The organism is Ascidiaceihabitans donghaensis (genome assembly GCF_900302465.1).
GTDB classification, from domain to species: domain Bacteria; phylum Pseudomonadota; class Alphaproteobacteria; order Rhodobacterales; family Rhodobacteraceae; genus Ascidiaceihabitans; species Ascidiaceihabitans donghaensis.
In genome coordinates, this window is sequence record NZ_OMOR01000001.1 from 2,896,165 (window position 1) to 2,917,924 (window position 21,760).

The 21,760-nt window shown below is 54.1% G+C and carries 20 protein-coding genes; 11 read left to right on the forward strand and 9 right to left on the reverse strand.

The genetic code is table 11. From position 1 onward, the window contains the following. Positions 1-74: 74 nt before the first annotated feature. From ASD8599_RS14425 to ASD8599_RS14455, 7 genes are all read right to left on the reverse strand, one after another. On the reverse strand, positions 75-1,202 hold the full coding sequence (locus ASD8599_RS14425; protein WP_108829177.1) for an NAD(P)/FAD-dependent oxidoreductase: 1,128 nt from the start codon (positions 1,200-1,202) through the stop codon (positions 75-77). A gap of 1 nt (position 1,203) precedes the next feature. After that, entirely contained in the window at positions 1,204-3,069 is a 1,866-nt protein-coding gene (locus ASD8599_RS14430) for a LodA/GoxA family CTQ-dependent oxidase (RefSeq protein WP_108829178.1), read from the reverse strand. A 70-nt stretch (positions 3,070-3,139) separates the two neighbouring features. Beyond that, positions 3,140-3,916, reverse strand: a complete 777-nt coding sequence (locus ASD8599_RS14435; protein WP_108829179.1) for a glutathione S-transferase C-terminal domain-containing protein — start codon at positions 3,914-3,916, stop codon at positions 3,140-3,142. Further along, a complete protein-coding gene (locus ASD8599_RS14440; protein ID WP_108829180.1) occupies positions 3,913-5,256 on the reverse strand; it encodes a cytochrome P450 in 1,344 nt (447 codons plus the stop codon). Before ASD8599_RS14440 ends, ASD8599_RS14435 begins: the two co-directional genes overlap by 4 nt. Before the next feature lie 28 nt (positions 5,257-5,284). Further along, complete coding sequence (locus ASD8599_RS14445) at positions 5,285-7,027, reverse strand: Dyp-type peroxidase (protein WP_108829181.1); 1,743 nt, start codon at positions 7,025-7,027, stop codon at positions 5,285-5,287. A gap of 10 nt (positions 7,028-7,037) precedes the next feature. Further along, a complete protein-coding gene (locus tag ASD8599_RS14450; RefSeq protein WP_108829182.1) occupies positions 7,038-8,057 on the reverse strand; it encodes a hypothetical protein in 1,020 nt (339 codons plus the stop codon). 4 nt (positions 8,058-8,061) lie between these two features. Then, on the reverse strand, positions 8,062-8,739 hold the full coding sequence (locus ASD8599_RS14455; RefSeq protein WP_108829183.1) for a hypothetical protein: 678 nt from the start codon (positions 8,737-8,739) through the stop codon (positions 8,062-8,064). A gap of 356 nt (positions 8,740-9,095) precedes the next feature. Here ASD8599_RS14455 and ASD8599_RS14460 point away from each other — a divergent pair, with 356 nt between their 5' ends. Further along, the gene (locus ASD8599_RS14460; RefSeq protein ID WP_108829184.1) at positions 9,096-10,127 is read left to right on the forward strand and encodes a TRAP transporter substrate-binding protein; all 1,032 of its coding nucleotides are present in this window, start codon (positions 9,096-9,098) and stop codon (positions 10,125-10,127) included. 59 nt (positions 10,128-10,186) lie between these two features. After that, on the forward strand, positions 10,187-11,467 hold the full coding sequence (locus ASD8599_RS14465; RefSeq protein WP_108829185.1) for a flavin-dependent oxidoreductase: 1,281 nt from the start codon (positions 10,187-10,189) through the stop codon (positions 11,465-11,467). A 52-nt stretch (positions 11,468-11,519) separates the two neighbouring features. Here the strand turns inward: ASD8599_RS14465 and katG are convergent, their stop codons facing one another. Beyond that, a complete protein-coding gene (katG, locus tag ASD8599_RS14470) occupies positions 11,520-13,718 on the reverse strand; it encodes a catalase/peroxidase HPI (protein ID WP_108829186.1) in 2,199 nt (732 codons plus the stop codon). Between the two features lie 133 nt (positions 13,719-13,851). Between katG and ASD8599_RS14475 the strand changes: the two genes are divergently transcribed. The 5 genes from ASD8599_RS14475 (at position 13,852) to ASD8599_RS14495 (ending at position 18,361) form a co-directional block, all read left to right on the forward strand. Continuing rightward, the gene (locus ASD8599_RS14475; RefSeq protein ID WP_108829187.1) at positions 13,852-14,754 is read left to right on the forward strand and encodes a hydrogen peroxide-inducible genes activator; all 903 of its coding nucleotides are present in this window, start codon (positions 13,852-13,854) and stop codon (positions 14,752-14,754) included. 79 nt (positions 14,755-14,833) lie between these two features. Beyond that, positions 14,834-15,724 (forward strand): L-threonate dehydrogenase, encoded by an 891-nt coding sequence (gene ltnD, locus ASD8599_RS14480; RefSeq protein ID WP_108829188.1) that lies wholly within the window; start codon positions 14,834-14,836, stop codon positions 15,722-15,724. Further along, entirely contained in the window at positions 15,724-16,959 is a 1,236-nt protein-coding gene (gene otnK, locus ASD8599_RS14485) for a 3-oxo-tetronate kinase (protein ID WP_108829189.1), read from the forward strand. The genes ltnD and otnK overlap by 1 nt, the downstream gene beginning before the upstream one ends. Next, positions 16,956-17,606: a 3-oxo-tetronate 4-phosphate decarboxylase gene (otnC, locus tag ASD8599_RS14490; protein ID WP_108829190.1), complete on the forward strand. Its 651-nt coding sequence runs from the start codon at positions 16,956-16,958 to the stop codon at positions 17,604-17,606. The genes otnK and otnC overlap by 4 nt, the downstream gene beginning before the upstream one ends. Further along, a complete protein-coding gene (locus tag ASD8599_RS14495) occupies positions 17,603-18,361 on the forward strand; it encodes a hydroxypyruvate isomerase family protein (RefSeq protein ID WP_108829191.1) in 759 nt (252 codons plus the stop codon). Before otnC ends, ASD8599_RS14495 begins: the two co-directional genes overlap by 4 nt. A gap of 47 nt (positions 18,362-18,408) precedes the next feature. Here the strand turns inward: ASD8599_RS14495 and ASD8599_RS14500 are convergent, their stop codons facing one another. Further along, positions 18,409-19,110, reverse strand: a complete 702-nt coding sequence (locus ASD8599_RS14500; RefSeq protein WP_181364498.1) for a response regulator — start codon at positions 19,108-19,110, stop codon at positions 18,409-18,411. 206 nt (positions 19,111-19,316) lie between these two features. Between ASD8599_RS14500 and ASD8599_RS14505 the strand changes: the two genes are divergently transcribed. From ASD8599_RS14505 to ASD8599_RS14520, 4 genes are all read left to right on the forward strand, one after another. Beyond that, complete coding sequence (locus ASD8599_RS14505; RefSeq protein ID WP_181364499.1) at positions 19,317-20,072, forward strand: sensor histidine kinase; 756 nt, start codon at positions 19,317-19,319, stop codon at positions 20,070-20,072. Between the two features lie 195 nt (positions 20,073-20,267). After that, a complete protein-coding gene (locus tag ASD8599_RS14510) occupies positions 20,268-20,930 on the forward strand; it encodes a response regulator (RefSeq protein ID WP_108829194.1) in 663 nt (220 codons plus the stop codon). A gap of 240 nt (positions 20,931-21,170) precedes the next feature. Next, positions 21,171-21,323, forward strand: coding sequence for a light-harvesting antenna LH1, beta subunit (gene pufB / locus ASD8599_RS14515; RefSeq protein ID WP_108829195.1), 153 nt, complete (start codon positions 21,171-21,173; stop codon positions 21,321-21,323). A 13-nt stretch (positions 21,324-21,336) separates the two neighbouring features. Then, positions 21,337-21,669 carry a light-harvesting protein gene (locus tag ASD8599_RS14520; RefSeq protein ID WP_108829196.1) on the forward strand — a complete coding sequence of 111 codons (333 nt, stop codon included), beginning with the start codon at positions 21,337-21,339 and terminating at the stop codon, positions 21,667-21,669. Positions 21,670-21,760 lie beyond the last annotated feature (91 nt).

The window sequence follows — 21,760 nt, forward strand, 5'->3', positions numbered from 1 at the left end:
CTGACCGTGCCACACTGTTTACGGCAGTTGCAACCGACGATGGCGTAAAAACCTCTGAACCCACCGGAACCCGTTCATCCCTGCCGTCGCATCCAGAACGGGGCGTCCTGCCATCGTCGTTCTGTTCGATAAAACAAATTCAGATGTCTGCGGTAGGTTGTAGCGATATCCTGAAGATGCGCCGCGTACACGGCAAAATCCATACCAGTTTTGTTGTGCAAAGCCGCATCAATTTCGGCAGCCGCGGCCAACCCGGTGTAAAGCGATTGGAACACACCGCGCGATGACAACGGATCCAACGCCAGCGCTGCGTCCCCGACCGCCAGCCACCCTTTGCCCGCAGGAACAGGCAAAAGGGACGTGTTGGCGGCGGTAATACGGGGACGGGCACTGTCATTTGCACAAGTTTGCGCCAAGGCTGCACCAACAACCGCGTTTTGCCGTGCGGCTTCAACAAACCCGTCACTGTGACGCAGGTTGTCGGTCACAAGATCGGAATCCGTGTGCAAAGACACCACCCGCCCGTCGCGCACAGGGGCAGTGTACCACCATCCTGTGGCACAGCTGGCAATCGTCGACAAACCTTTGTGTAGGGGGCCTTTGTGTAGGGGGCCTTTGCTTAGCAGGTCTTTGTCATGCGGGCGCGTTGCAGCATTCGGCAACCGCATCCAGACCGCCACGGTTTTACTTAGAACCACAGGGCGCTGGCCGATCATACGCGCGATCGAGGCTTTGCGTCCGGTCGCATCTACCACAATTCGTGCATGGATCCGCGCGCCCGACACACAGCCCAACCTCCAACCTGCCGCGTCCCGTTCGCAACTTGAAACAGTTTGAGACGTCAAAACCGAAGCACCGCGTCTGCCTGCAACATCGCGTAAGGTTCTTTCAAAGTCAGCGCGATCCAAATGCCATCCCGGACCGCCAGGGTCCCGAATGAAATCGGTGTTTTCCAACTGGTCGCTGCCCCACGCCGATTGGTTGCCAAGATACGCAAGGTAGCCGCGTGCCTCAATCGCCTCCAACAACCCCATATCCCGCAACAGGCGCCTTGCCCCCGGGATCAGACTTTCGCCAATGCGCGGCGCAGGCTGGCTTTGTTTTTCAACAATCACCACAGAATATCGAGACGCCAGAAGACATGCCAATGCGGACCCCGCAGGGCCCGCACCAACAATCGCGATATCGCAATCGTGCCTCAGGCTATCCGCCTTTCACGGGCAACCGCTGGACTTTGTCGATGTGTGATAGATCCGAGCGCCCTTGCGGTGCAGCGCCTTTTGCCATCGCCATCAAACGCGTCTTTTGTGGCTGATCAGACACTTGGATCGTGGCCGGAAAGGCATCACTGCTGCCTTCGGGGCCCGGGTGTACCTCGACAATGCCCATCTGATCGAAGTGGTGGATCATATGGTTGATCTGATGTTGATAATATTTGTCAGGCCCCAAAGGTTCCAGCCAGTCGGCACGGTTTGTGAAGGCTGCAATGCGATCTTGCATGGACGCAGACGTGTCAGTGATTACACTGTACGCTTCGGCGCTGACCACTTCGTTGGGGACCCGTGCGGGCCAGAACGTAGGCACATAAGGGTCGTAGGCCTTGGTGTATCCTGACCGGCAAGATGCAGTATCTGTCTGCCAGGGCACAGCCATCCATCGTGTGATAGATCCCGGCGATTGGCCCCCGTTGACAGGCCCGCCCGGTGCATCCCAAATTGGCGTCAATTCCTGACCATAATCCGGTTCTGCCCCGTCTCGTGCCTTAAGGCGAAACGCGCTGGCATACATACCGGCCTGCCGCATTGGCCAAGTCATCTCGCATCCTGGGTGAAACGCGTCAGCCAGACAAAACTCCATCGCCGCACGCGTCAGCATATCGGGCTGGTCTGCCACCGGCACAGCGTCAATGGATGCAGGCGGGCAGGCGTCCGGATCGTAGTCGGCGATGAAATCGCCCTCGACCCATTGCGCCAGAAAACCCATCTGCAAATCCGACAGCGTGGTATGTTGGCGCGGCGTATCTGCTGGTGGCACATTCATCGCATCACCATACAGCCAAGGCCACGGCACGGGCGATTTGCTGTCCCGATCAAACACACGGAAATTGTTGTAAAGCACACGCCGCGTTTCTGCGCCTGTGTCCGTGGCATCATTCAAGCGTGCCAACCATTCGGGTGACGAAAAGTCGAAAGGCCCCTCAAAGCCAAAGGCCGCAGCGAAGCCCGCATTCACCCACTGCAATTCGGTCATCCGTTCGAAAATCGGGCGAATGTCGTGTTGGAACGATGGTTTCGCAGGGCGGTCCAGCATCTTTGCGCTGACGGCTGTGTCGCGCATCAAGTCCCACATCGTACGCACAGATTTGATCTGCGGGCCATAATTTGGCGGCGCACAAATGACCCACGCGGGGGCCACATCCAACTGGACGCCTTCCATTGTCACCGTCGCGGTCACAGGTCCATCAGAGGTATCGTCATACCAACCTTCGTTGTTGGCAAATGTGATCGCGGGGCTGTCATCGTTGGATGCTGCTTTGCCATGCCCGCCAAGCACGATCAATCGTCCGACGTCATCGGTATGCAGTTCCCCCAGATAGACCCGTTGGCCAAAGCAGGTGCCATCGTCAAACTTGGTGCTTTCCCCCTTGTGGTTCGTGCCCGAAACCGATTGCGGGGATGGCGCAATTGTCAGGCTGTCACGGTCGGCCACTGCAAGATTGCGTTTGACACTGGGGGCGGCCTGCGCGGCTTCGGGCACATCTTGCGCCAGTTGAAATTCGTACCAGCTGGACTTTTGGTTGGCCAAGGCGACCTGCCATTCGATGTCAGCAGTATCGGCCGTCAACTCGGCCACGGCCTGCCCGGCTGCGTTCATTCCATAGATGCGGAAACGCGCAGCTTCACGTTTTATGCGGCCGCTGTCATCGCGGTAGCTGCCCGGTGGCAAGGGTGCCGGTTCGTTCACTTCGGGGCCAATGTAGAATTCGGACGGGCTATTTCCCACCCGGCACACACCGATGGGGGGATAGATGGCCGCAGATACGATTGTGGTGTCCTGGACGTCGGTCAATGTCGCTCTCCCTTAAAATTCATTCGATAAAATTAGGTGACGGAAATTCGCCAAACCGTTGAAAAATTGCTTAAACCTGCAGTAATTGCGCAGGTCTGTGCAGGTCATACATCCGTTGAATATAAAGCCCCGTGGGCCGTTGGCGCAGTTCTGCATAAACCTTTTGCATGAACACGGGACACAACGCGTGGTTGGGTAACATCCCGTGATACCCTTGTGCCAAAATCATCGGCCCTAAACATGCAGCGGTGATCAGATCAGCATATGTCAGCCTGTCACCATACATATAAGTACGTCCATCAGCCAACAGCGCGTCGATTTTGTCAAAACCTTCATAGATGGTTTTCAACGCTTCATCGGCAACGGCCTGATCCAGTTCCAGACCCTTGTACATGGCCCAACGGATCAAAGGAAACGCGACACGAAGTGTCAGTTTTTCGTACCAAGGCACCGAGGTCGTCACCGAAGACCAGACGACCGACTTGTATTTCAGCAAGTTCCAATAAGACCAATTGACCACAGCCCCGCCGACAATGTTGCCAGCGTAATTTGCCATCTCAAGTACTTTTGCCTGTCCGGCCTCATCATCTGGCATCAAGCGTTTTTCTTCCGGCATTTGCGGATCAAGATGCAGCGTGATGCCTTTCGATCCATAGGCCGCGACTTTGCCGTCAACCACCAACCCGGGGTATTGATCTTTGGTCAGCCCCCAGGATTTCAACGCCAAGACATGAAATATCGGGGCGTGGGGACGCTCTGTGTAGGCGTAGTCATAATGGGCCAGCACCCAACGGGATGTATCGACGCCTGAAGACGGCAGCAGTGTTATCAGAAGTGGCTTGCTCATGTGTCAAACTCCACGTGGAAATGTTGCGGATGTGGTGTGCCACCGCCATCGATCTGGCCGGCAGCCCCCGCTGCACGACGCAGGTTTTTCTGCGCCAGAAGGGGTTTCAGAATCGCCGGAATGACGGCGGCATTGATCGCGGCCCCGAAACAATTGTGCATGCCGTATCCCCAGATGATGTAATCCTCGAATGGACGATCGGTGCGGAACTGGTTTGGCGTGGGAATGTCATAGCGGTCGAATTGCGCAGACGCGGTGCCCGCAAAAACAATCTGGCCTTTTTTGATTGTGCGCTGCCGCAGGGTTGAGCGCCCAACAATGGCGTCCCGTGTGGCACGGCGGTAAATGACAGGGTTGTGCGGATTGAACCGCAACGCTTCCCAGATGTGCATCGCAAGCAGGGCATCATCGCCCGCAAGCGCCGCTTTGTGGGCTGTGGCCAGTGCATCGGGACGGTTCAGCAATTCGTCCAACGCTAGGCAGCACGCCTTGGAAATGGTCGGGATCGCCCCGATCAGAATGCCCAGCATATTGTTGCGAATGCCAAGGTCGCTCATCCCCGGTGTGTCCGCGCTTTGCAAGGCAAGGCAACGGTTCAGGATGTCTTCGGCATCTGTTGGGTTCGCTTTGCGGTCCTTTATCAACCCATCAAGATAATCGCGCAGCTCGCCCGCGTATTTCATCGCTTTGGCATCCAGTTCAGGGTCCGCAGGCAAGTCTTCAAACAAGTACCAAAACAGGTCGGTCGTCCATTCCTGCATCGCGTTACGTTCGCCGCCAGCACCGAAATAGGTCGCAGTCATGTCCCAAGGCACTTCAAGCGTCAGCGCAGGGACAATATCGATCTTGCCACCCGAGGCTTTGACGATGTCGCTGGCCCGTTCAGTGGCACGTGGCAGCACAATATTGGACACATCGTCCATCCGCGCGGCAAGCCGCATCGCGGATGTATCACGCGTGTAGTCCCAACCCGGTTGCATCCCCAGAAAGAAGTTTTCCCCTTCGGTCAGCTTGCGCATGCGGGTGCCATACACCACCTCAAAATCATCGTTGCGGTTGAGCACATCAAGCACGTCAACGCGGCGCGACACTACGGCTGTGCCCGTGTTGTCATAGGCTTTCATCAGCACTTTGTTCAGCGTGAAATTGGGCACAAAGGCCCGCAGGATTGCAAAGACCCTGCGCTGTGCACCCGCCGACGTGGCGAAGGTCGCGATGCCCCCACCCATAGCGGCTTTCGCCCCGTTCAGGATCAACCAGCCCAGCGCCAAAAAGGCTTCAAGCACAACCTGAATGATCCGAAACGCTGTTGTGAAGACGTTCGTGAATACTGCGACCATGGCTGGTCTCCTTTAAATTTGAGACCGGTTAAGTCGGATCGACGATACCCATGCCCAGCATCCGAAGCGCCGTCATGGAGGGGATGAAAAAGTAGTCCCCACCGCGACATTCCACAAACGTCTTCAGCTTGCTCATCACATAGGGTGGCTTGCCAGTCATCGGACAAGACGGAATTGTGTGCCGCTTGTGGTGATCGTGGTTGCCCAACAGGGGATCGGTGTTGTTGCCTTGATGAAAATCAAGCCCGTATTGGATCCATTGCTGTTGCACAAATTCGAACTGCCGGAACAAGCTGGTGCCCAAAAGCATCATGGCCACGCCCTGTTCGGTGTCGTCGTCTTTGCTGTCAAAATTCGGAGGGCCATATGGCAGACCGCGCCGCAGCACACGGCGGCGTTTGTTCAGCGCAGTGTTGGCGTCAGGGTTATCAGGCTGCGTGCCATCCGCGCCCACCCCGAATTTGTTCATCGGGTCCATGTAGTCGCGGGTGTTCACGCGCCGCATATGCGCACCCACCGGACATTTCAGCCCGGCCATATCATCGGCATAGCGAAAATCGGACGCTTCCGGAGATTTGATATATTTGATCTGGTTCATATAGGCATCAAAGGGCGATACCGCGTCGTCTTTGCTGACTTTTCCCGCATCAATGTCTTCTTGAGGCGTAGGCACAAAGTTCATTTTGGCACGGAACGCTTGCCAGTCTGCGTAGGTCGGCACCACAGACAAGGGCACCCCGTCGGTCCAGCGACCACACATTTTGGCAAGCAGGGTCTCGCGGCCTTCGTCCTCATCCACGTCCATGACTTTGCAATATTGCGCAACTTCCGCGTCCACGACGTCCCAGAAAGTGCCGACGTTTTCGTGCAATTTGCGGTATGCCATGTAAGTGCCGTTGTGCATAAATTCGGCAGGGCGCGACGTCGGCGGCAATTCTTGGCTTTCGTCGGGATGGCCCAAAATGAACTCGCCGGTTGCCAAAGGCTCCCAACCGTTGCCCATCATTTTACCGCGTCCGATCACAGCAGTCTTCATTTGCGCGTCACTGTATTGACCTTCGAACACCGGATCACCAATGCCATCCGTGAAGCCAAAGTGTTCTTTGGGCGATGGCACTTTCAGCCCGCCAAAGTCTTCGAAAACGGCTGAAGCTTCCTGACATTCGCCCGGTCCGGTCTGGCTGTTGCCTTCCATCAGGCGGACACCATTGCCAAGCAGGGCTTTGATCTGGTTCACACGCTGCTCCAGCTCGGGCACAGGTTGCACGGTGCCAGGCACGCATTGCGCGTTCAAAGACAGCCAAATGTGCACATCGTCTTTACCGCCTGCCCCCGGAACGCGGTTTTTCTGCCAGATCGGATCCCAATGGGCGCACCAATTGTCTTTGGCCGCTTCCTCTTCGGTTAGCGTTTGGTCACGATCGCCCAAGACAAAGGCACGCGCCTTCATCCCTTCGGCAAACACATCCGGCATGCCCTGCAAGGTGCGCACAGGCAATTCCAGCGCCCAAAGACCAAGAAACGTAAACGCCATGTTGGTTGTGACTTTGGGTTTGTAATTGACCCCCGGCACATGGTCTTCGCCCTTTGCAGGCTCAGGCGCCCAGCGCTCAGCCGTGGTGACCAGTTTGCGCACTTCATCAATGAATTTCCGACCAGCCGCGGCGTTGTCGATGTGGAAAAAATAGTAGCGGGCAAAGGGAAAGGAAAAGCGGCCATAGGCACGTGTGACATTGCCTTGAATGTCGTTCAAATTAAGTTCGCGGGTCATAATTGTGCCCTCAAGCGTTTATAATGTTGTCGGGACGGGACGATGAAATCACGCCCGGTTTTTGCATCGGACCTGTGCGGTCGTCGGGCCTGTGTTCAGCCATAAATGCGCCGAATGCAGCATGCAGATCCGCGTCGGACGCGCCTTGGTGTTCCACCACAAAATCGGCAAATTTTTGTTGAATATAAATGGATTTAAGCACAGACGGCAGATCATCAAATTCGGCAGGTGCCAGCGGTTTGGCCCCGTTGCGCATGGTGTAGCCGATCGCCAGCTTGGCGGCGACAAACGCCAAGACAAGCGCAATAATGCCTGTCCAGAACGTCGCCATGCCCATCACACTGCCCACGCCGGCAAGCCACAAGACCAGTGCAAGCAGCCCAACAAGGGCCGGGATCGCCACAACTGCCAAAAGCGGCTTTGTGGGCAAAGTGTGAAAATCTGGCAGCTTCATGTAATAGTCATGAAACGGCATCGTCGTTTCAACGTGGCATTTTTCGAGATAATCAGCAAAGCCATCACCCGTCGAAATCCCGTCGAAGCCCACGCAGTTGCGGTAAATTTCGACGATTTCCTCTTCCATGCTGTCCCAGATTTCCATCGCATAGGCACGCCGGACGGCTTTTTGCTTTTTGGGCGACAAATCAGTGGGCAATGGATCACCGTCTTTGGTGATCGCGTCGATGTCGGCGTTAAACACCAGATACGAACAGTTCAAACGGTCAACGGGTTGCGGAATGATCGTGTTGGTTTTCTGGATCGTTTCTTTCAACGCGTTTTCACCGATGCGCCCATTGTAGATCACATCGTCAATGACAAACATGCGTACAAAATGGTTGCGCAAGTTGCGTGCAAAGGGGCTGTTGTATTTCGCGCGCTCTGTCGCGGGGGATTGACGTGCGGTTGGCAATTCGGCCAGCGCAATCCGCACACGTTGGTCGTATGACGTGCTGTCGGGGTCCAAAGGCGTGCCGGTTTTGATGGGTGCAAGTGTGGTCAGAAAAACGTGACCTGTGTCGAGATCTGCCATGAGTTCAAGCCTTCTTTTTACGCAACAAGCGAAACTGTTTCTGCGCGGCGTTCACATAGGCCGTCCGGTTCACATCGGCGCGTTCCGTATCAAGGCTGGCCACGGGGCCAAAGCCCGGATCGCCAAGATCGTCCTGCACCTGCAAAATAGCAGTTTTATAGGCACGCGCGAAATCTTCTGCACTGGTGTTTGCGTGATCGCCCGACAGCGCCAGAACTTGTTGGTACACTTGAATGGCAGACTTTACATCGCGCTGCGCGGACCCCGGCGTGGCGTTGTAGTAGTAGTCGTTGGAAAGCTGGTTGTAAGTGATGTAGTCCTTGAACGGGGTCACAGGGATCGACCCCGGATACTTCGTTGCCGAGTACCAAAACAGGTTCAACCCGTTTGGAATACCGTCCGAAAACGCATCAATATATTGGTCCCACGTGCCGTTGAAATTGGAACAAAACAGCATGTAGTCGTTGTTCAGGTTTTGCTTACCCTGCCCCAGATCAGGCCAGTCTTCGGGTTTGATAATGACCCAACGCGCGAAATGGATGATCGACAGTCCCAACAGGCCCATCAGATTTGCAGGCAACCCTCGCGCCGCCATAAAGATCAGACGGTTAAGCCATGTTTTCGTAGGTTTGCTTGGCGTCACGATATTCATCGCATACGCTTTGCCGGCAATATTCGACATTGTGCCCTCTCAAAAAAATTTGCTGCCAAGTGTAAACGGCATGGTCGGTAAAATAATTACCCTTAGGGAAGGCGATCAGAGGGGGGTGAGTCAATGGAAAAATTCGCGTCATAAGGGCAATGCAGGTTTGCATCCCAAATTGCGAGGCAGTGTTACTAAGAAACAGGTCAGATAGAAATCTCACAAATCACATTTAAAACAGATAGTTATACATCATATAATTATTTGAACACCGCCATTTTCATCAACGCGCAATATACCGTTTCAAATCCTCTGTTTCACACCGAACCTCGCGCTTTGAATTGACAGTGCCACAAACTGTTCGCACTCTGATCCGCGAACCGGGGAGACAACACATGAAAAAACGCACATTTTTGACCGCTTTGGCGACCGCAGTTTTTACCGCTTTGCCTGTTGGCGCATTCGCCCAAGACGTCACCTTGCGACTGCATCAGTTCCTACCTGCACCCGCAACTGTTCCAAAGCTTGTTTTGAAACCGTGGGCGGATGATCTGGCTCAAAAGTCAGACGGGCGTTTGAAAATCGAACATTTTGACGGCATGGCCTTGGGGGGCCGCCCCCACGAATTGATGGATCAAGCCGTTGACGGTGTGGCCGAAATTATCATGACGGTCGTCGGGTACACTCCGGGCCGTTTCCCCAAAACAGAAGTGTTCGAATTGCCCTTTATGATGACCGACCCTATCGCCACATCGATGGCGTTCATGGACATGGTTGAAACCGATCTTCAAGCGGAAGAATACAAGGACGTCAAAGTGTTAGGCGCCTGGGTTCATGGGCCTGGGGTCATTCACACCCGCACCGGGGTCAGCGCTTTGGAAGATATGTCAGGCAAGAAACTACGCGGCCCAACCCGTGTGATTGTCGATATGTTGAAAGAGCTGGGGGCGACGCCAGTGGGGATGCCCTTGCCCGCTATTCCCGAGGCCTTGTCCAAGGGTGCAATCGACGGCACCGTCATCCCATGGGAGGTCTCGCCTGCCATCAAACTAAGCGAACTGGTTACAAAACACACAGAGTTTTCGGGGGACGAGGCGCTGTATACAGCCACAATTGTGATGGTCATGAACAAAGACGCATATTCAGCAATGCCTGACGATTTGCGCGCTATTCTGGACGCAGAAACCGGCATGAAATTGTCAGCGTTTGCATCGCAGATCATGGAAGATCGCGACGCGCCAGGTCGGGCCATTGCGCAAAACTTTGGCAATGACATCACCCTTTTGGACGCCACTGAAGTCGCCCGCTGGAAAGCCGCTGCACAGCCTGTGATCCAACGCTGGATAGGTGAAATGGATGACAAAGGTTTTGATGGCGCAGCATTGATCGAGCAGGCCAAGGCGTTGATCAAGAAACACGGCGGTTGACCACATCTGTCAATGCAGGTGAAGACACAAGCCAACGCAAGCTAAAGGGGTGCAGTGGAATGACGGTGTTAATTGCGGGGGGCGGCATCTCTGGTCTGGCACTTGCCCTGTCTTGCCATCAGGCCAACATCCCGTTTCAGGTCTTTGAAGCAACCCCGATGCTAAATCCATTGGGCGTCGGGATTAACTTGCAACCTTCGGCGGTGCGCGAACTATACGCGCTTGGGGTGCAGGATCAGCTGGACGACGTCGGCATACAAACGCGTGACTTTGGGATGTACACCAAACGCGGATTGCACATCTGGACTGAACCACGCGGCCTGCATGCGGGATACCACTGGCCCCAATATTCGGTGCACCGTGGCAAGTTCCACATGATGCTCTACAATGAGGTTCTGCGCCGTGCAGGACCGGATGCGGTGCGCACCGGCTGGAAGGCCACAGGATTTGACACACAAGACGATCGCGTGATTTTGCATCTGGTGGATGGTCAAATGCACACACACAGCGTTGAAGGGCCCGTGTTAATCGGGGCCGATGGCATCCACTCTGCTTTGCGCAAACAAATTGCCCCAAACGAAGGCGCACCCTGCTGGGAGGGGGCTGTTTTGTACCGCGGCACAACACTGGCAAAAGCACCTTTAAGCGGTGCTTCGATGGCGTTGGTCGGCCATGCGTCGCGCAGGTTCGTCACCTATCCTATTTCGCAAGCAGACCCTGAAACCGGCCTATCGACCATCAACTGGATCGCAGAACTGAATTTTGGCACCGATACGGCCTTTGACAAAGGCAACTATGCCCAAAATGTGCCGTTGGAAAAATTTGCGCACCATTTCAAAGACTTCAAATTCGACTGGCTGGACTGCCCGTCTTTGATCGCAGGGGCAGAAGAGGTTTTTGAATATCCGATGGTTGACCGCGATCCTCTTGATCGCTGGACCCACGGGCGCATGACTCTGATGGGGGATGCCGCGCATGCGGCCTATCCAGTTGGATCAAACGGCGCAGGCGCAGGCATTATTGATGCACGCAAGCTGGTCGCGGCATTCTTGAAACATGGTCTTTCGACGACAGCCTTGCAGACTTTCGAAGACGAAATGCGCCCTTTGACCAACCGCATGGTGCTGACCAATCGCGGGGCTGGTCCGGACGAGATTTTGAACACTGTCGAAGACCGGTGTGACGGGTATTTCGACCATATCCACGACGTCATTTCGGAAGAGGAAATGGCGCAACATGCTGCCTTTTACAAACGCATCGCAGGCACTGGAATTTCAGACACAAACGAACGGCCTGATATCGTGCCAGAAGGTGCACAGTTTGCGCAGCAGAGCTTGTAACGAAAAACGGCGCCCCGCATGGGACGCCGGTTTCCGTTTATTGGTGCAGCGTTTACGCTAGATCGAAACGGTCTGCATTCATCACTTTGACCCATGCCTCGACAAAGTCGTTCACAAAACGCCCTTTTGCGTCCTGCGCGGCATAGACCTCGGACACTGCGCGCAAGACCGAATTCGATCCGAAGACCAAATCCACACGTGTGCCTGTCCACTTCTTGTCGCCTGTCGCCCGGTCTGTGCCCTCGAACAAGTCTTCGTCTTCGGACACAGGTGCCCAGACAGTGCCCATGTCCAACAAATTCACAAAGAAATCGTTGGTCAATGCACCCGGCGTGTCAGTGAACACACCATGGGATGAGCCGTCAAAGTTGGCGTCCATAGCGCGCATACCGCCTACCAGAACTGTCATTTCTGGCGCCGTCAAAGTCAGCAACTGGGCGCGATCCACCATAAGCTCTTCCGCAGAGATGTTGAATTTCGCTTTTGTATAGTTGCGGAACGCATCGGCTTGTGGCTCCAACATGGACACCGATTGCTCGTCTGTCATGTCCGCTGTTGCGTCTCCGCGACCGGATGCGAAGGGAACCGTCACATCATGACCGGCCGCTTTGGCAGCTGTTTCCACACCGACGTTGCCAGCCAGCACGATCAAATCTGCCAGTGAAACCGACCCGTGATCTGCTTGGATTGCTTCAAGCGTGGACAACACTTTGTTCAGCTGATCGGGGTTGTTCACCTCCCAGCCGTTCTGTGGTGCAAGACGGATACGTGCGCCATTGGCACCGCCGCGCTTGTCCGAACCGCGGAATGTCACCGCAGCACCCCAAGCCGTTGTCACCATTTCCTGCACGGTCAGGTCTGACGCGGCAATCTTGGCTTTCAGGGCATCAATATCCGCATCCGACAATGATTTGCCTTCTGGGATCGGGTCCTGCCAGATCAACACTTCTTCCGGAACGTCTGGCCCCAAATACAAATCGCGCGGTCCCATGTCGCGGTGTGTCAGCTTGTACCATGCACGTGCATAAGCATCCGCAAATTCTTCGGGGTTGGCGTGGAAACGTCGCGCGATTTTTTCATAGGCAGGGTCCATGCGCATGGCCATGTCCGCTGTCGTCATCATCAACGGAACGGTTTCTGCAGACCCGTCGACCTGTGGCGCGTGGTCGTCAGCCTCAAGACCCTTTGCGTGCCAGATGTGTGCGCCGGCTGGGGATTTCGTCAATTCCCAGTCATAGCCGAACAACACATCAAAGTACCCCATGTCCCACTGGATCGGGTTGGCTGTCCAAGGACCTTCAATGCCAGATGTAATTGCATCAACACCACGACCGGATTTATGTGTGCTGGTCCAGCCCAGACCTTGCGCCGCAAGACCTTCGCCCTCAGGCTCAACGCCAACAAGGTTCGCATCGCCCGCACCGTGCGCTTTGCCAAAGGTGTGACCACCCGCAACCAACGCCACTGTTTCTTCGTCGTTCATCGCCATACGCGCAAAAGTTTCGCGGATGTCATGGGCAGACAGATTTGGATCAGGGTTGCCATCCGGACCTTCGGGATTGACGTAAATCAGACCCATCTGCACAGCGGCCAGCGGGTTTTCCAATTCGCGTTCACCTTGATAGCGCGAATTTTCGCCGCCCGACGCGGCAAGCCATTCGGCCTCTGCGCCCCAGTATACATCTTCTTCAGGTTCCCACACATCCGCACGACCGCCTGCAAACCCGAAGGTTTTAAAGCCCATGGTTTCCATGGCGATGTTGCCCGCCAGAACCATCAAGTCAGCCCAAGATAAAGACGCGCCGTATTTTTGTTTGATGGGCCACAGCAAACGACGGGCTTTGTCGAGGTTGCCATTGTCTGGCCAGCTGTTCAGTGGCGCAAAGCGCTGTTGGCCAGCCCCTGCCCCACCGCGTCCGTCCGCCGTCCGGTATGTCCCGGCAGAGTGCCACGCCATGCGCACAAAGAACGGTCCGTAGTGACCGTAATCGGCAGGCCACCAGTCTTGGCTGTCTGTCATCAAAGCTGTCAAATCAGCTTTTACAGCTTCCAGATCCAGGCTTTTGAAAGCTTCGGCATAGTCAAAATCGTCACCCATCGGGTTGGACAGATTGGACTGCTGATGCAAAATTTTCATGTTCAGCTGGTTCGGCCACCAGTCGCGGTTCGAGCGCACTTTGTTGCTTGTCGGGTTGATCGCGTGGTGCATTACGGGGCAGCCGCCGCCTGTTGGGATGTCGTTTCCGTCCATGATGTCTCTCCGGTGTAATTTTCGTGGCTCTGGCCGCAGTGCGACTCGGGGTCATGCGTCCTTGGCGCAGGTGTACCAAGTCACTGCCATATATATAAGTTGTATTTTCCGATGATCACGATAACTTCAAGTTATGACAAATATCACATTGAAACAGCTCAGATATTTCGAAGCTTTGGCCCGTCATGGGCATTTTGGGCGCGCGGCCGACACCTGCGCCATTTCGCAACCTGCACTGTCTGTGCAAATCAAAGACATGGAAACCGAACTGGGCGCGCCATTGTTTGAACGGGCCGCCCGACACGTACGCCTGACATCAATCGGAGAAGACCTTGCGGGTCATGTTCGTCAAATTCTGCAGTCTGTGGACGATCTTGCCGATGTCGCTCGCGCAGCGCAGGACGGGACAATGGCGCGGTTGAGGTTGGGCGTTATTCCAACCATCGCACCTTATTTATTGCCCAAAATGATCGGTCAACTGACACGTACCTATCCCGATCTCGATGTTCATTTGCGCGAAACAATGACTGCACGCCTTGTGGAAGAATTGTTTGAAGGGCGCATTGATGCCGCCATCGTGGCGTTGCCCATTGGCGATCCGGGGCTGACTGAATTGCCACTGTTCGACGAAAGCCTTGTTCTGGTGCGTCCCGCAACAGACGCCGCGATCCCCGTGCCATCACGCGCGGAACTCACACAAATGCGGATGCTTTTACTGGAAGAAGGGCACTGCTTTCGGGATCAGGCACTATCGTTTTGCAATATGCCCTCTGCCATGCCCCGCGACGGGTTGGACGGCAGTGCGCTTTCGACTTTGGTGCAAATGGTGGGTGCCGGACTTGGTGTGACGCTGATACCTGAGATGGCTGTCAGTGTCGAAACAGGGGCTGCCGCTGTGTGTGTCGCAAAGCTGGATGGTCCACAACCACAACGCACCGTGGGAATGGTATGGCGCAAAACCAATCCGCTGCGTGCGCAGCTGCAAGAGATCGGGCATATTGCCAGAACCGCAGCTGGCCATGCGCGCAACGAATGATGCAGGCAAAAAAGGTAGCGCTAAAGTATGATCTGTGATCTAGGGAATTTAATGTATGCATTAAAGTGGACGACAAAACATGAAACCATCAAATAAGATCGCTGTCGTTGGGCTTGGATCAATGGGATACGGCATCGCTGTCTCCTTGCTTCGGGCGGGTCACACTGTCGTTGGATTGGATGTCAGCGAGACCGTCGTGGAAAACTTCCATGCCGCCGGAGGCGCCACAGACGACGGGGCGGTTTTTGATGCAGCTGTAGTGGTGGTTCTGAATGCGGCGCAAACAGAAGATGTTCTGTTTGGGGCGGATGGTATCGTGTCGCGGCTTCAACCGGGTGGCGTGGTTGTTTCATGCGCCACGGTCCCCCCACAATTTGCTGTTGAGATGGAAGCGCGCTGTGCGGCGCAAAACGTATTGTATTTGGATGCACCCATTTCTGGCGGTTCGGTAAAAGCTGGCCTTGGGCAGTTGTCCATCATGGCATCCGGGCGGTCCGAAGCCTTCGCCGCGGCCAAACCCGTTTTGGACGCCACCGCACAAACCGTATTTGAACTGGGCGCCAAAGCAGGTCCCGGATCAGCAATGAAAGCCGTGAACCAATTGTTGGCGGGCGTTCACATTGCAACCATGGCAGAGGCGCTGACGTTTGGAATGACCCAAGGCGTCACCCCTGAAAAATTCCTCGAAGTGATCAGCAAATGCGCCGGGACATCGTGGATGCTGGAAAATCGTGCGCCTCATATTGTAGAAGGCAACTATACCCCGCATTCGTCTGTGAACATCTGGCCGAAAGACCTTGGTATTGTGCTGGACGTGGCACAGGCTGCGGGCTTTGAGGCGCCAATCGCCACAGCCGCACTGGCCCAGTTCGACGCGGCCAAACACATGGGGTTGGGGACAGAAGACGACGCTGCTGTGGCCAAAGTCTACGCAAAACAAGCCGGTCTGACACTGAAGGGAGAAGCCTAATGCTTTTGGGGTGCATCGGGGACGATTTCACCGGATCAAGTGATTTGGCCAACACGCTCGCCAAAGGTGGTATGCGGGTGACACAATACTCAGGCGTGCCAAACGGCCCTGCCCCGCAAGACGTCCAAGCCGGCGTTGTAGCCTTGAAATCGCGGTCAATACCGGCAAGTGACGCCATAGCGAAGTCTTTGGAGGCTTTGGACTGGCTGTTGGCACAGGGTTGCACACAGATCTTTTTCAAATATTGCTCTACTTTTGACAGCACCGCAGGGGGCAACATCGGTCCTGTTGCGGATGCTTTGGCCGACGCGCTGGACGCGCACAGCGTCATCGTATGCCCTGCGTTTCCCGGCACCGGGCGGTCTGTGTATCAGGGGCACCTCTTTGTGAAGGACGTGTTGCTGAACGAAAGCGGCATGCAAAATCATCCTTTGACCCCTATGACAGATGCGGATTTACGCAGATGGCTGGCGCACCAAACGCCAAACGGTGTGGGCCATGTTGCGTCGCAAGACGTCTTCATGGGGGCTGCTGCTATTTCAAATGCTCTCGAAGCCGAAACACGCAAAGGCAAACGCCATATCGTCGTGGATGCCATTCGAGACGAAGATTTGTTCGAAATCGGCAAAGCAGCAAAGGATTTGCCCTTGGTCACTGGTGGATCTGGCGTGGCCCTTGGATTGCCCGCCAATTTCGGGTGCACCGTTGCCCCGGTCCCATGGACATTGCAAAACGGGCCCGCCGCGGTGCTGTCGGGATCGTGTTCCATAGCGACGCGTAATCAGGTGGCCCATCATATCGCACATAATCCGGGGCGCGAGATTATCGCAGAGGACGTCATCGACGGTACGTTGACGGCACAGGACCTTGCAGACTGGATGCTGTCGCAGACTGGTGTGCCCATCGCATACAGTTCTGCAGATCCGGACGTGATACGCGCAGTGCAAGACAAATTCGGCACCCACCGTGCGTCGTCGGCCATCGAAACCTTTATGGCGGATGTTGCGGCGCGACTGACACAGGGCGGTGTCACACGATTGATCACAGCGGGTGGCGAAACGTCCGGCGCGGTTGTGGAAGGTCTTGATTTGCACACACTTGAAATTGGGCCTGAGATCGACCCCGGCGTTCCCGCCTTACGGGCGAGCCCAAATCTTGCAGTCGCTCTGAAATCCGGTAACTTTGGCGCAGTGGATTTCTTTGAGAAAGCCGCGCAACAGTTGGGACAGCCATGAGCACCGAAACGCGCTTGCGTGACCAAATCTGTGAATTGGCGAAATCCCTGTTTGACCGCGGTTTAACCCACGGCAGCACAGGTAACATATCCGCGCGGACTGATGATGGCGGCCTTTTGGTTTCGCCAACAGGCACCAGTTTCGGACGGCTTGATCCCAGCCGGCTCAGTCACTTCGATGCGTCAGGGCAACTGAAATCCGGGGATGCTCCGACCAAGGAAATGCCACTGCACACAGCCTTTTACGACACACGATCCAGCGCAGGGGCGGTGGTTCATTTGCACAGTTGTCATGCCGTAGCCTTGTCACTTTTGCCAGATTTGGACGCAGACAGTTTCCTGCCACCGCTCACGCCTTACGGTTTGATGAAGCTGGGCAAAGTCAAATTATTGCCCTTCTTTTTACCTGGCGACCCAGCCATGGGGGAGGCTGTGCGCGGTCTGGCGGGAAAACGCAGCGCGGTGATGTTGGCAAATCACGGGCCTGTTGTGGCAGGCAAAGACGTAGAAGCCGCGTGCAATGCAATCGAAGAATTGGAGGACACAGCCCGCCTTGCTTTGATGACCCGTCATATGGATGCGCGTGCGCTTTCGGATGATCAAATCCAAGCGGTCGTGACAAAATTCGATGTGGAGTGGGACCAGTGACAAAATTTTCTGCTAATCTTGGTTTCCTTTGGCAAGACAGGCCCTTGCCCGATGCGATACGCGCGGCGAAAGCTGCCGGGTTTGATGCTGTGGAATGCCATTGGCCATACGCCGTGCCTGCCGAAGACACGTTGGCGGCTTTGTCCGAAACAGGTCTGACGATGCTTGGCTTGAACACCTCCCGTGGCAACACCGAAAATGGCGAAAACGGGTTAAGTGCATTGCCCGGTCGTCAAGCGGACGCACGCGCTGCGATTGAAATGGCAATCAGCTACGCACGCACGATCGGTGCAAAAGCCGTTCACATTATGGCCGGTTTTGCATCCGGTCCGGAAGCCCATCGCACCTTTGTCGAAAACCTTGTGTTCGCAGCTTCAGCGGCACCGGACCTGACCCTGTTGATTGAACCTTTGAACCCACATGATGCGCCGGGATACTTCCTGCAAACCACAACGCAAGCCATTGAAATAATTGAAAACTGCAAATGCCCCAATATAAAGTTGATGTTTGATTGTTATCACGTCGCACGCACCGAAGGTGACGTGATCACCCGACTTCAAACCTTGCACCCCACTATTGGACACATCCAATTTGCAGGCGTTCCAAGTCGCGGCCGCCCAGATGAAGGCGAGATCAACTATCTGGCCGTATTTGATGCGATTTCCAAACTGGGGTGGTCAGCACCGTTGGGTGCAGAATACAAACCGGCGAACGATACAGATGCGTCTTTGGGGTGGATGCAAACCTTAGTCTGATCGTCGTTTTCCCGATCTGTTCCATTACCCCGATCCGCCTTTAAACTTTAGTGCAATTTCTTGTCCGTTTTGAGTTCCGCACATAAATTAGGGGCTTTGGCCAACGCGTTCCACATCTCGATACAGTTTCTATCGATGTTTTCCAATCGTTCCGGGATATTGGTATCGGGCTGATTTAACTGACGCTTCAAAGCGCGTAGATCGCGCAACATATTTGCGAGTTTTGGCTGAAGAATACCTGACAGGTCACCTAGAACATCGTTGGCCAAATCTTGAACCATCAGCTCCATTTTCGCCGAAGAATTTTGAGCTGCCGCGCGTTTTCTGATAGAGGTAACCACGGCTTGTTTCAGCCGTTCTGCCGTCATCTGCGCTTTTGAGATATAATCCTCGCAACCCATCTTCATGGCCTGAACGGCAACATTGGATTGATCATCACCAGTGATCATGATCGCTTTTGTGTCTGCGTGTTCCGGATGGCTGTGCAACAGTGTGACGGCATCTATACCCGTGCCTTCCGAAAGATTATAATCAATTATAACAATATCATAACTGGTTTCATTTAACATCTCTTGCAAGTTGCTGATTGTATCAACTTCATCGAGGAACACATTCAGTCCGGCATCGCGAAACAACCGGCGGATGCGTTTTCTGTCAAACTCGCTGTCGTCGATAATCAAGACACTCGCAGAGTTGGCCGACCCGAAAACGATATCATTTTCAGTTTCAATATAACTGGAAGACAGCATGGTTCTATTCCTCGGTTGCATTTTGGTGCTTGACGGGGACAATGCTTAAAAAGCGCAAACCAATAGTTAAATGCATCTTCGAATTGCAAACCTAATTCCTAAAATTTTTACTAACTTGGATATCTATTCGACGCTTTTATGCGCCTCCTCCTTTCGGTTTTAACCTGCGATTAAACTTACCAAGCTTTACTCTTTTCACGCTTATGATGCGTGGCGCGATCGTTTTTCAGCAATCAAGGGACAAAAAGTTGACCGAACCATCTGATCAAACGGCAACTGTATCCGATGCGGACGATTTTGACCGATTTGTGCACATCTTAGGGCACGATCTAAGGGCATGTGTGCGCGCCCTAAACGTCCTTCCTACGTGGATTGAAGAAGATGTTGTGTCACATGCGCCAGAATTGATGCCATTGATGTCAGAAAACATCACGATGATGAAAGCCCAAAGCGTTCGTCTGGACCGAATGTTGGTTGACCTCTTGGAGTTTTCACGGGTCGGGAGACTTCAGAAGATCGAAACTGTATCGATCGCCACAGTGGTCGAGAAAAGCTTGCAAAAGCTAGGAATGGACACAAACGGCACCACGACGACGCGCATCGAGCTTTCGAGTATTAGATGTGGACCAGATGACGCTCGAAGAATATTTGATATTCTTTTGTCAAATGCACAAAAACACGGTGCAGCACCCTTTGAGGTCCAAGTATACGAGGCCGATGGGTGTTGTGTCATCCATGTCGCGGATGCAGGTCACGGCATTCCCTTCGCGCATCGCGGCAAAGTTTTGGAACCCATGTCAACTTTGCAGTCGCGCGACACTATTGAGGGCAGCGGCATGGGATTAGCCATTTTGCAAAAAATCGCGGCAATTTACCAAGGTGCAATAACCTGGCGGGATGTTGAAGACTCAGCCTCAACCCAGGCAGCACTTGTTGAAATTCGCCTGCCGCTGGCAAGCTGATTTTCCTCGGCGACTTATTCGCATCCAGAGATAGAAGCACACCAAAGCCTAGGCCAAACCGCCCTTTCACAAAATGTGCTGAAACCAAATTTCAAATACACTTCAAATTGGTATCAGAATTTGAACATGAGTTAAGACATCCGCATTGGTTCTCCCCCATCCTTGTCCATGGGTTAGATAGTGGGGTAAAATACAATGCAATTTCAATTCAGCGACAGCCAACCGACAACTGCACCAATCAAAGCGTTGGTGTTGGACGATGACGCGATTGATAGGAAGCTTATTCGGCGGTTCACAGAGCGTTCCGATCTGGACGTAACCATTGAAGAAGCTCCGACTTTATCCGTTATGGCAGACCTTATGGGGGAATCGTCCTTTGACGTCATTATGGTCGACTACAACCTGTCAGAAGGTGACGGGTTGGATGCGCTCAATATGATCCAAAACAATAAAAACAACAAAAATGCGGCTGTTATTATGATTTCTGGTCAGGATCAAACTGCCCTGGCGGTATCGGCGTTTCGGCAGGGCTGTAGCGACTTTCTAAACAAAAATGAACTTTCCACGGAGGCTTTGAACCATGCCATGACAACCGTCATGGCACGAAAAGATACCCGACGGTATTTCAATCCTTTCGGATCCAAAGACTTTCAGAATGCCGTCGAACACGCAGTCTTAAAAGCACTGGAAAGCGCTTCCGTGCAAGACGCGATTGCCGCTGGGTTCAAAGCCGCGGCCAGTCAGTCAGCAGGAATTGGTTTTGATCAGCAAAACGCTGAACAGGTACAGCATTTTGTAGCTGATTTTCTCGAAGAGCCGGATTTTCACTTCAACACATACACAAGAAATCCGTCTTAAGTGTTCCAATGCCACTTAGTCCTGGACGTCGCAGGGCCTTGCGTTTGTAAAACGACCAAATCACCAAAATCCGCAAGTTTGGCAACCTACCCGCAAGTGTCATTTATTATTTACACTTGAAAATGTAATAATTTAAGTACAGAATGATTGATACAGTGTGCGTCTTTTAACCTATAGTGGCCATCGTCTGCGTTTGCGGCAGCCACTGATGCTTGCGTCAAATTTACGGAGGATCCAAACGTGGCAAATGACGACAAAGTATGGCCAACAGGCCTGACACTGGATGAGGCTGAGGAAGTGCATAGCTACCTCATCGACGGGACACGCGTTTTCGGCGCGATTGCCTTGCTCGCTCACATTCTGGTCGCGGTTGCGACCCCTTGGCTCGGATAAGGGAGGCTAACTCATGAACAATGCAAAAATGTGGTTGGTCGTAAAACCAACAGTTGGTGTTCCCCTGTTCCTCAGCGCTGTGGCTGTCGGCTCTTTCGCCGTGCATGTTGCGGTTCTGAGCAACACATCTTGGGTCTCTGATTTCTTGTCCGGCAAAGAGCTGGGCGCAGGTGATATGGAAGCATCAGCGGCCATGCTGACGGACCCTGACACAGCAAAAGCGGCTTATGTCATTCCGGCAACAGATGGATCACGCAATGTGACTATCATCATGCCTGACGGCACACCGGTTCAGGCAACGCTTAAAGCGCCGGAAATACACGCCTCTTTGAAAATCACAGAGTAAAACTTTAGGCCTGCGGCCAACCGCTGCGGGCTTTACCCCTTTTCAGCTTTTTACGCATTTGTTTCGCCAGCATTAACGCGATCGGCGCAGC

Bases quoted from the DNA above. Each gene is read 5' to 3' on its own strand.
- ASD8599_RS14435 (WP_108829179.1), bottom strand. From the start codon at position 3,916: ATGAGCAAGCCACTTCTGATAACACTGCTGCCGTCTTCAGGCGTCGAT.
- ASD8599_RS14440 (WP_108829180.1), bottom strand. From the start codon at position 5,256: ATGGTCGCAGTATTCACGAACGTCTTCACAACAGCGTTTCGGATCATT.
- ASD8599_RS14445 (WP_108829181.1), bottom strand. From the start codon at position 7,027: ATGACCCGCGAACTTAATTTGAACGACATTCAAGGCAATGTCACACGT.
- ASD8599_RS14450 (WP_108829182.1), bottom strand. From the start codon at position 8,057: ATGGCAGATCTCGACACAGGTCACGTTTTTCTGACCACACTTGCACCC.
- ASD8599_RS14455 (WP_108829183.1), bottom strand. From the start codon at position 8,739: ATGTCGAATATTGCCGGCAAAGCGTATGCGATGAATATCGTGACGCCA.
- ASD8599_RS14460 (WP_108829184.1), top strand. From the start codon at position 9,096: ATGAAAAAACGCACATTTTTGACCGCTTTGGCGACCGCAGTTTTTACC.
- ASD8599_RS14465 (WP_108829185.1), top strand. From the start codon at position 10,187: ATGACGGTGTTAATTGCGGGGGGCGGCATCTCTGGTCTGGCACTTGCC.
- katG (WP_108829186.1), bottom strand. From the start codon at position 13,718: ATGGACGGAAACGACATCCCAACAGGCGGCGGCTGCCCCGTAATGCAC.
- ASD8599_RS14475 (WP_108829187.1), top strand. From the start codon at position 13,852: ATGACAAATATCACATTGAAACAGCTCAGATATTTCGAAGCTTTGGCC.
- ltnD (WP_108829188.1), top strand. From the start codon at position 14,834: ATGAAACCATCAAATAAGATCGCTGTCGTTGGGCTTGGATCAATGGGA.
- otnK (WP_108829189.1), top strand. From the start codon at position 15,724: ATGCTTTTGGGGTGCATCGGGGACGATTTCACCGGATCAAGTGATTTG.
- otnC (WP_108829190.1), top strand. From the start codon at position 16,956: ATGAGCACCGAAACGCGCTTGCGTGACCAAATCTGTGAATTGGCGAAA.
- ASD8599_RS14500 (WP_181364498.1), bottom strand. From the start codon at position 19,110: ATGCTGTCTTCCAGTTATATTGAAACTGAAAATGATATCGTTTTCGGG.
- ASD8599_RS14505 (WP_181364499.1), top strand. From the start codon at position 19,317: ATGCGTGGCGCGATCGTTTTTCAGCAATCAAGGGACAAAAAGTTGACC.
- ASD8599_RS14510 (WP_108829194.1), top strand. From the start codon at position 20,268: ATGCAATTTCAATTCAGCGACAGCCAACCGACAACTGCACCAATCAAA.
- ASD8599_RS14520 (WP_108829196.1), top strand. From the start codon at position 21,337: ATGAACAATGCAAAAATGTGGTTGGTCGTAAAACCAACAGTTGGTGTT.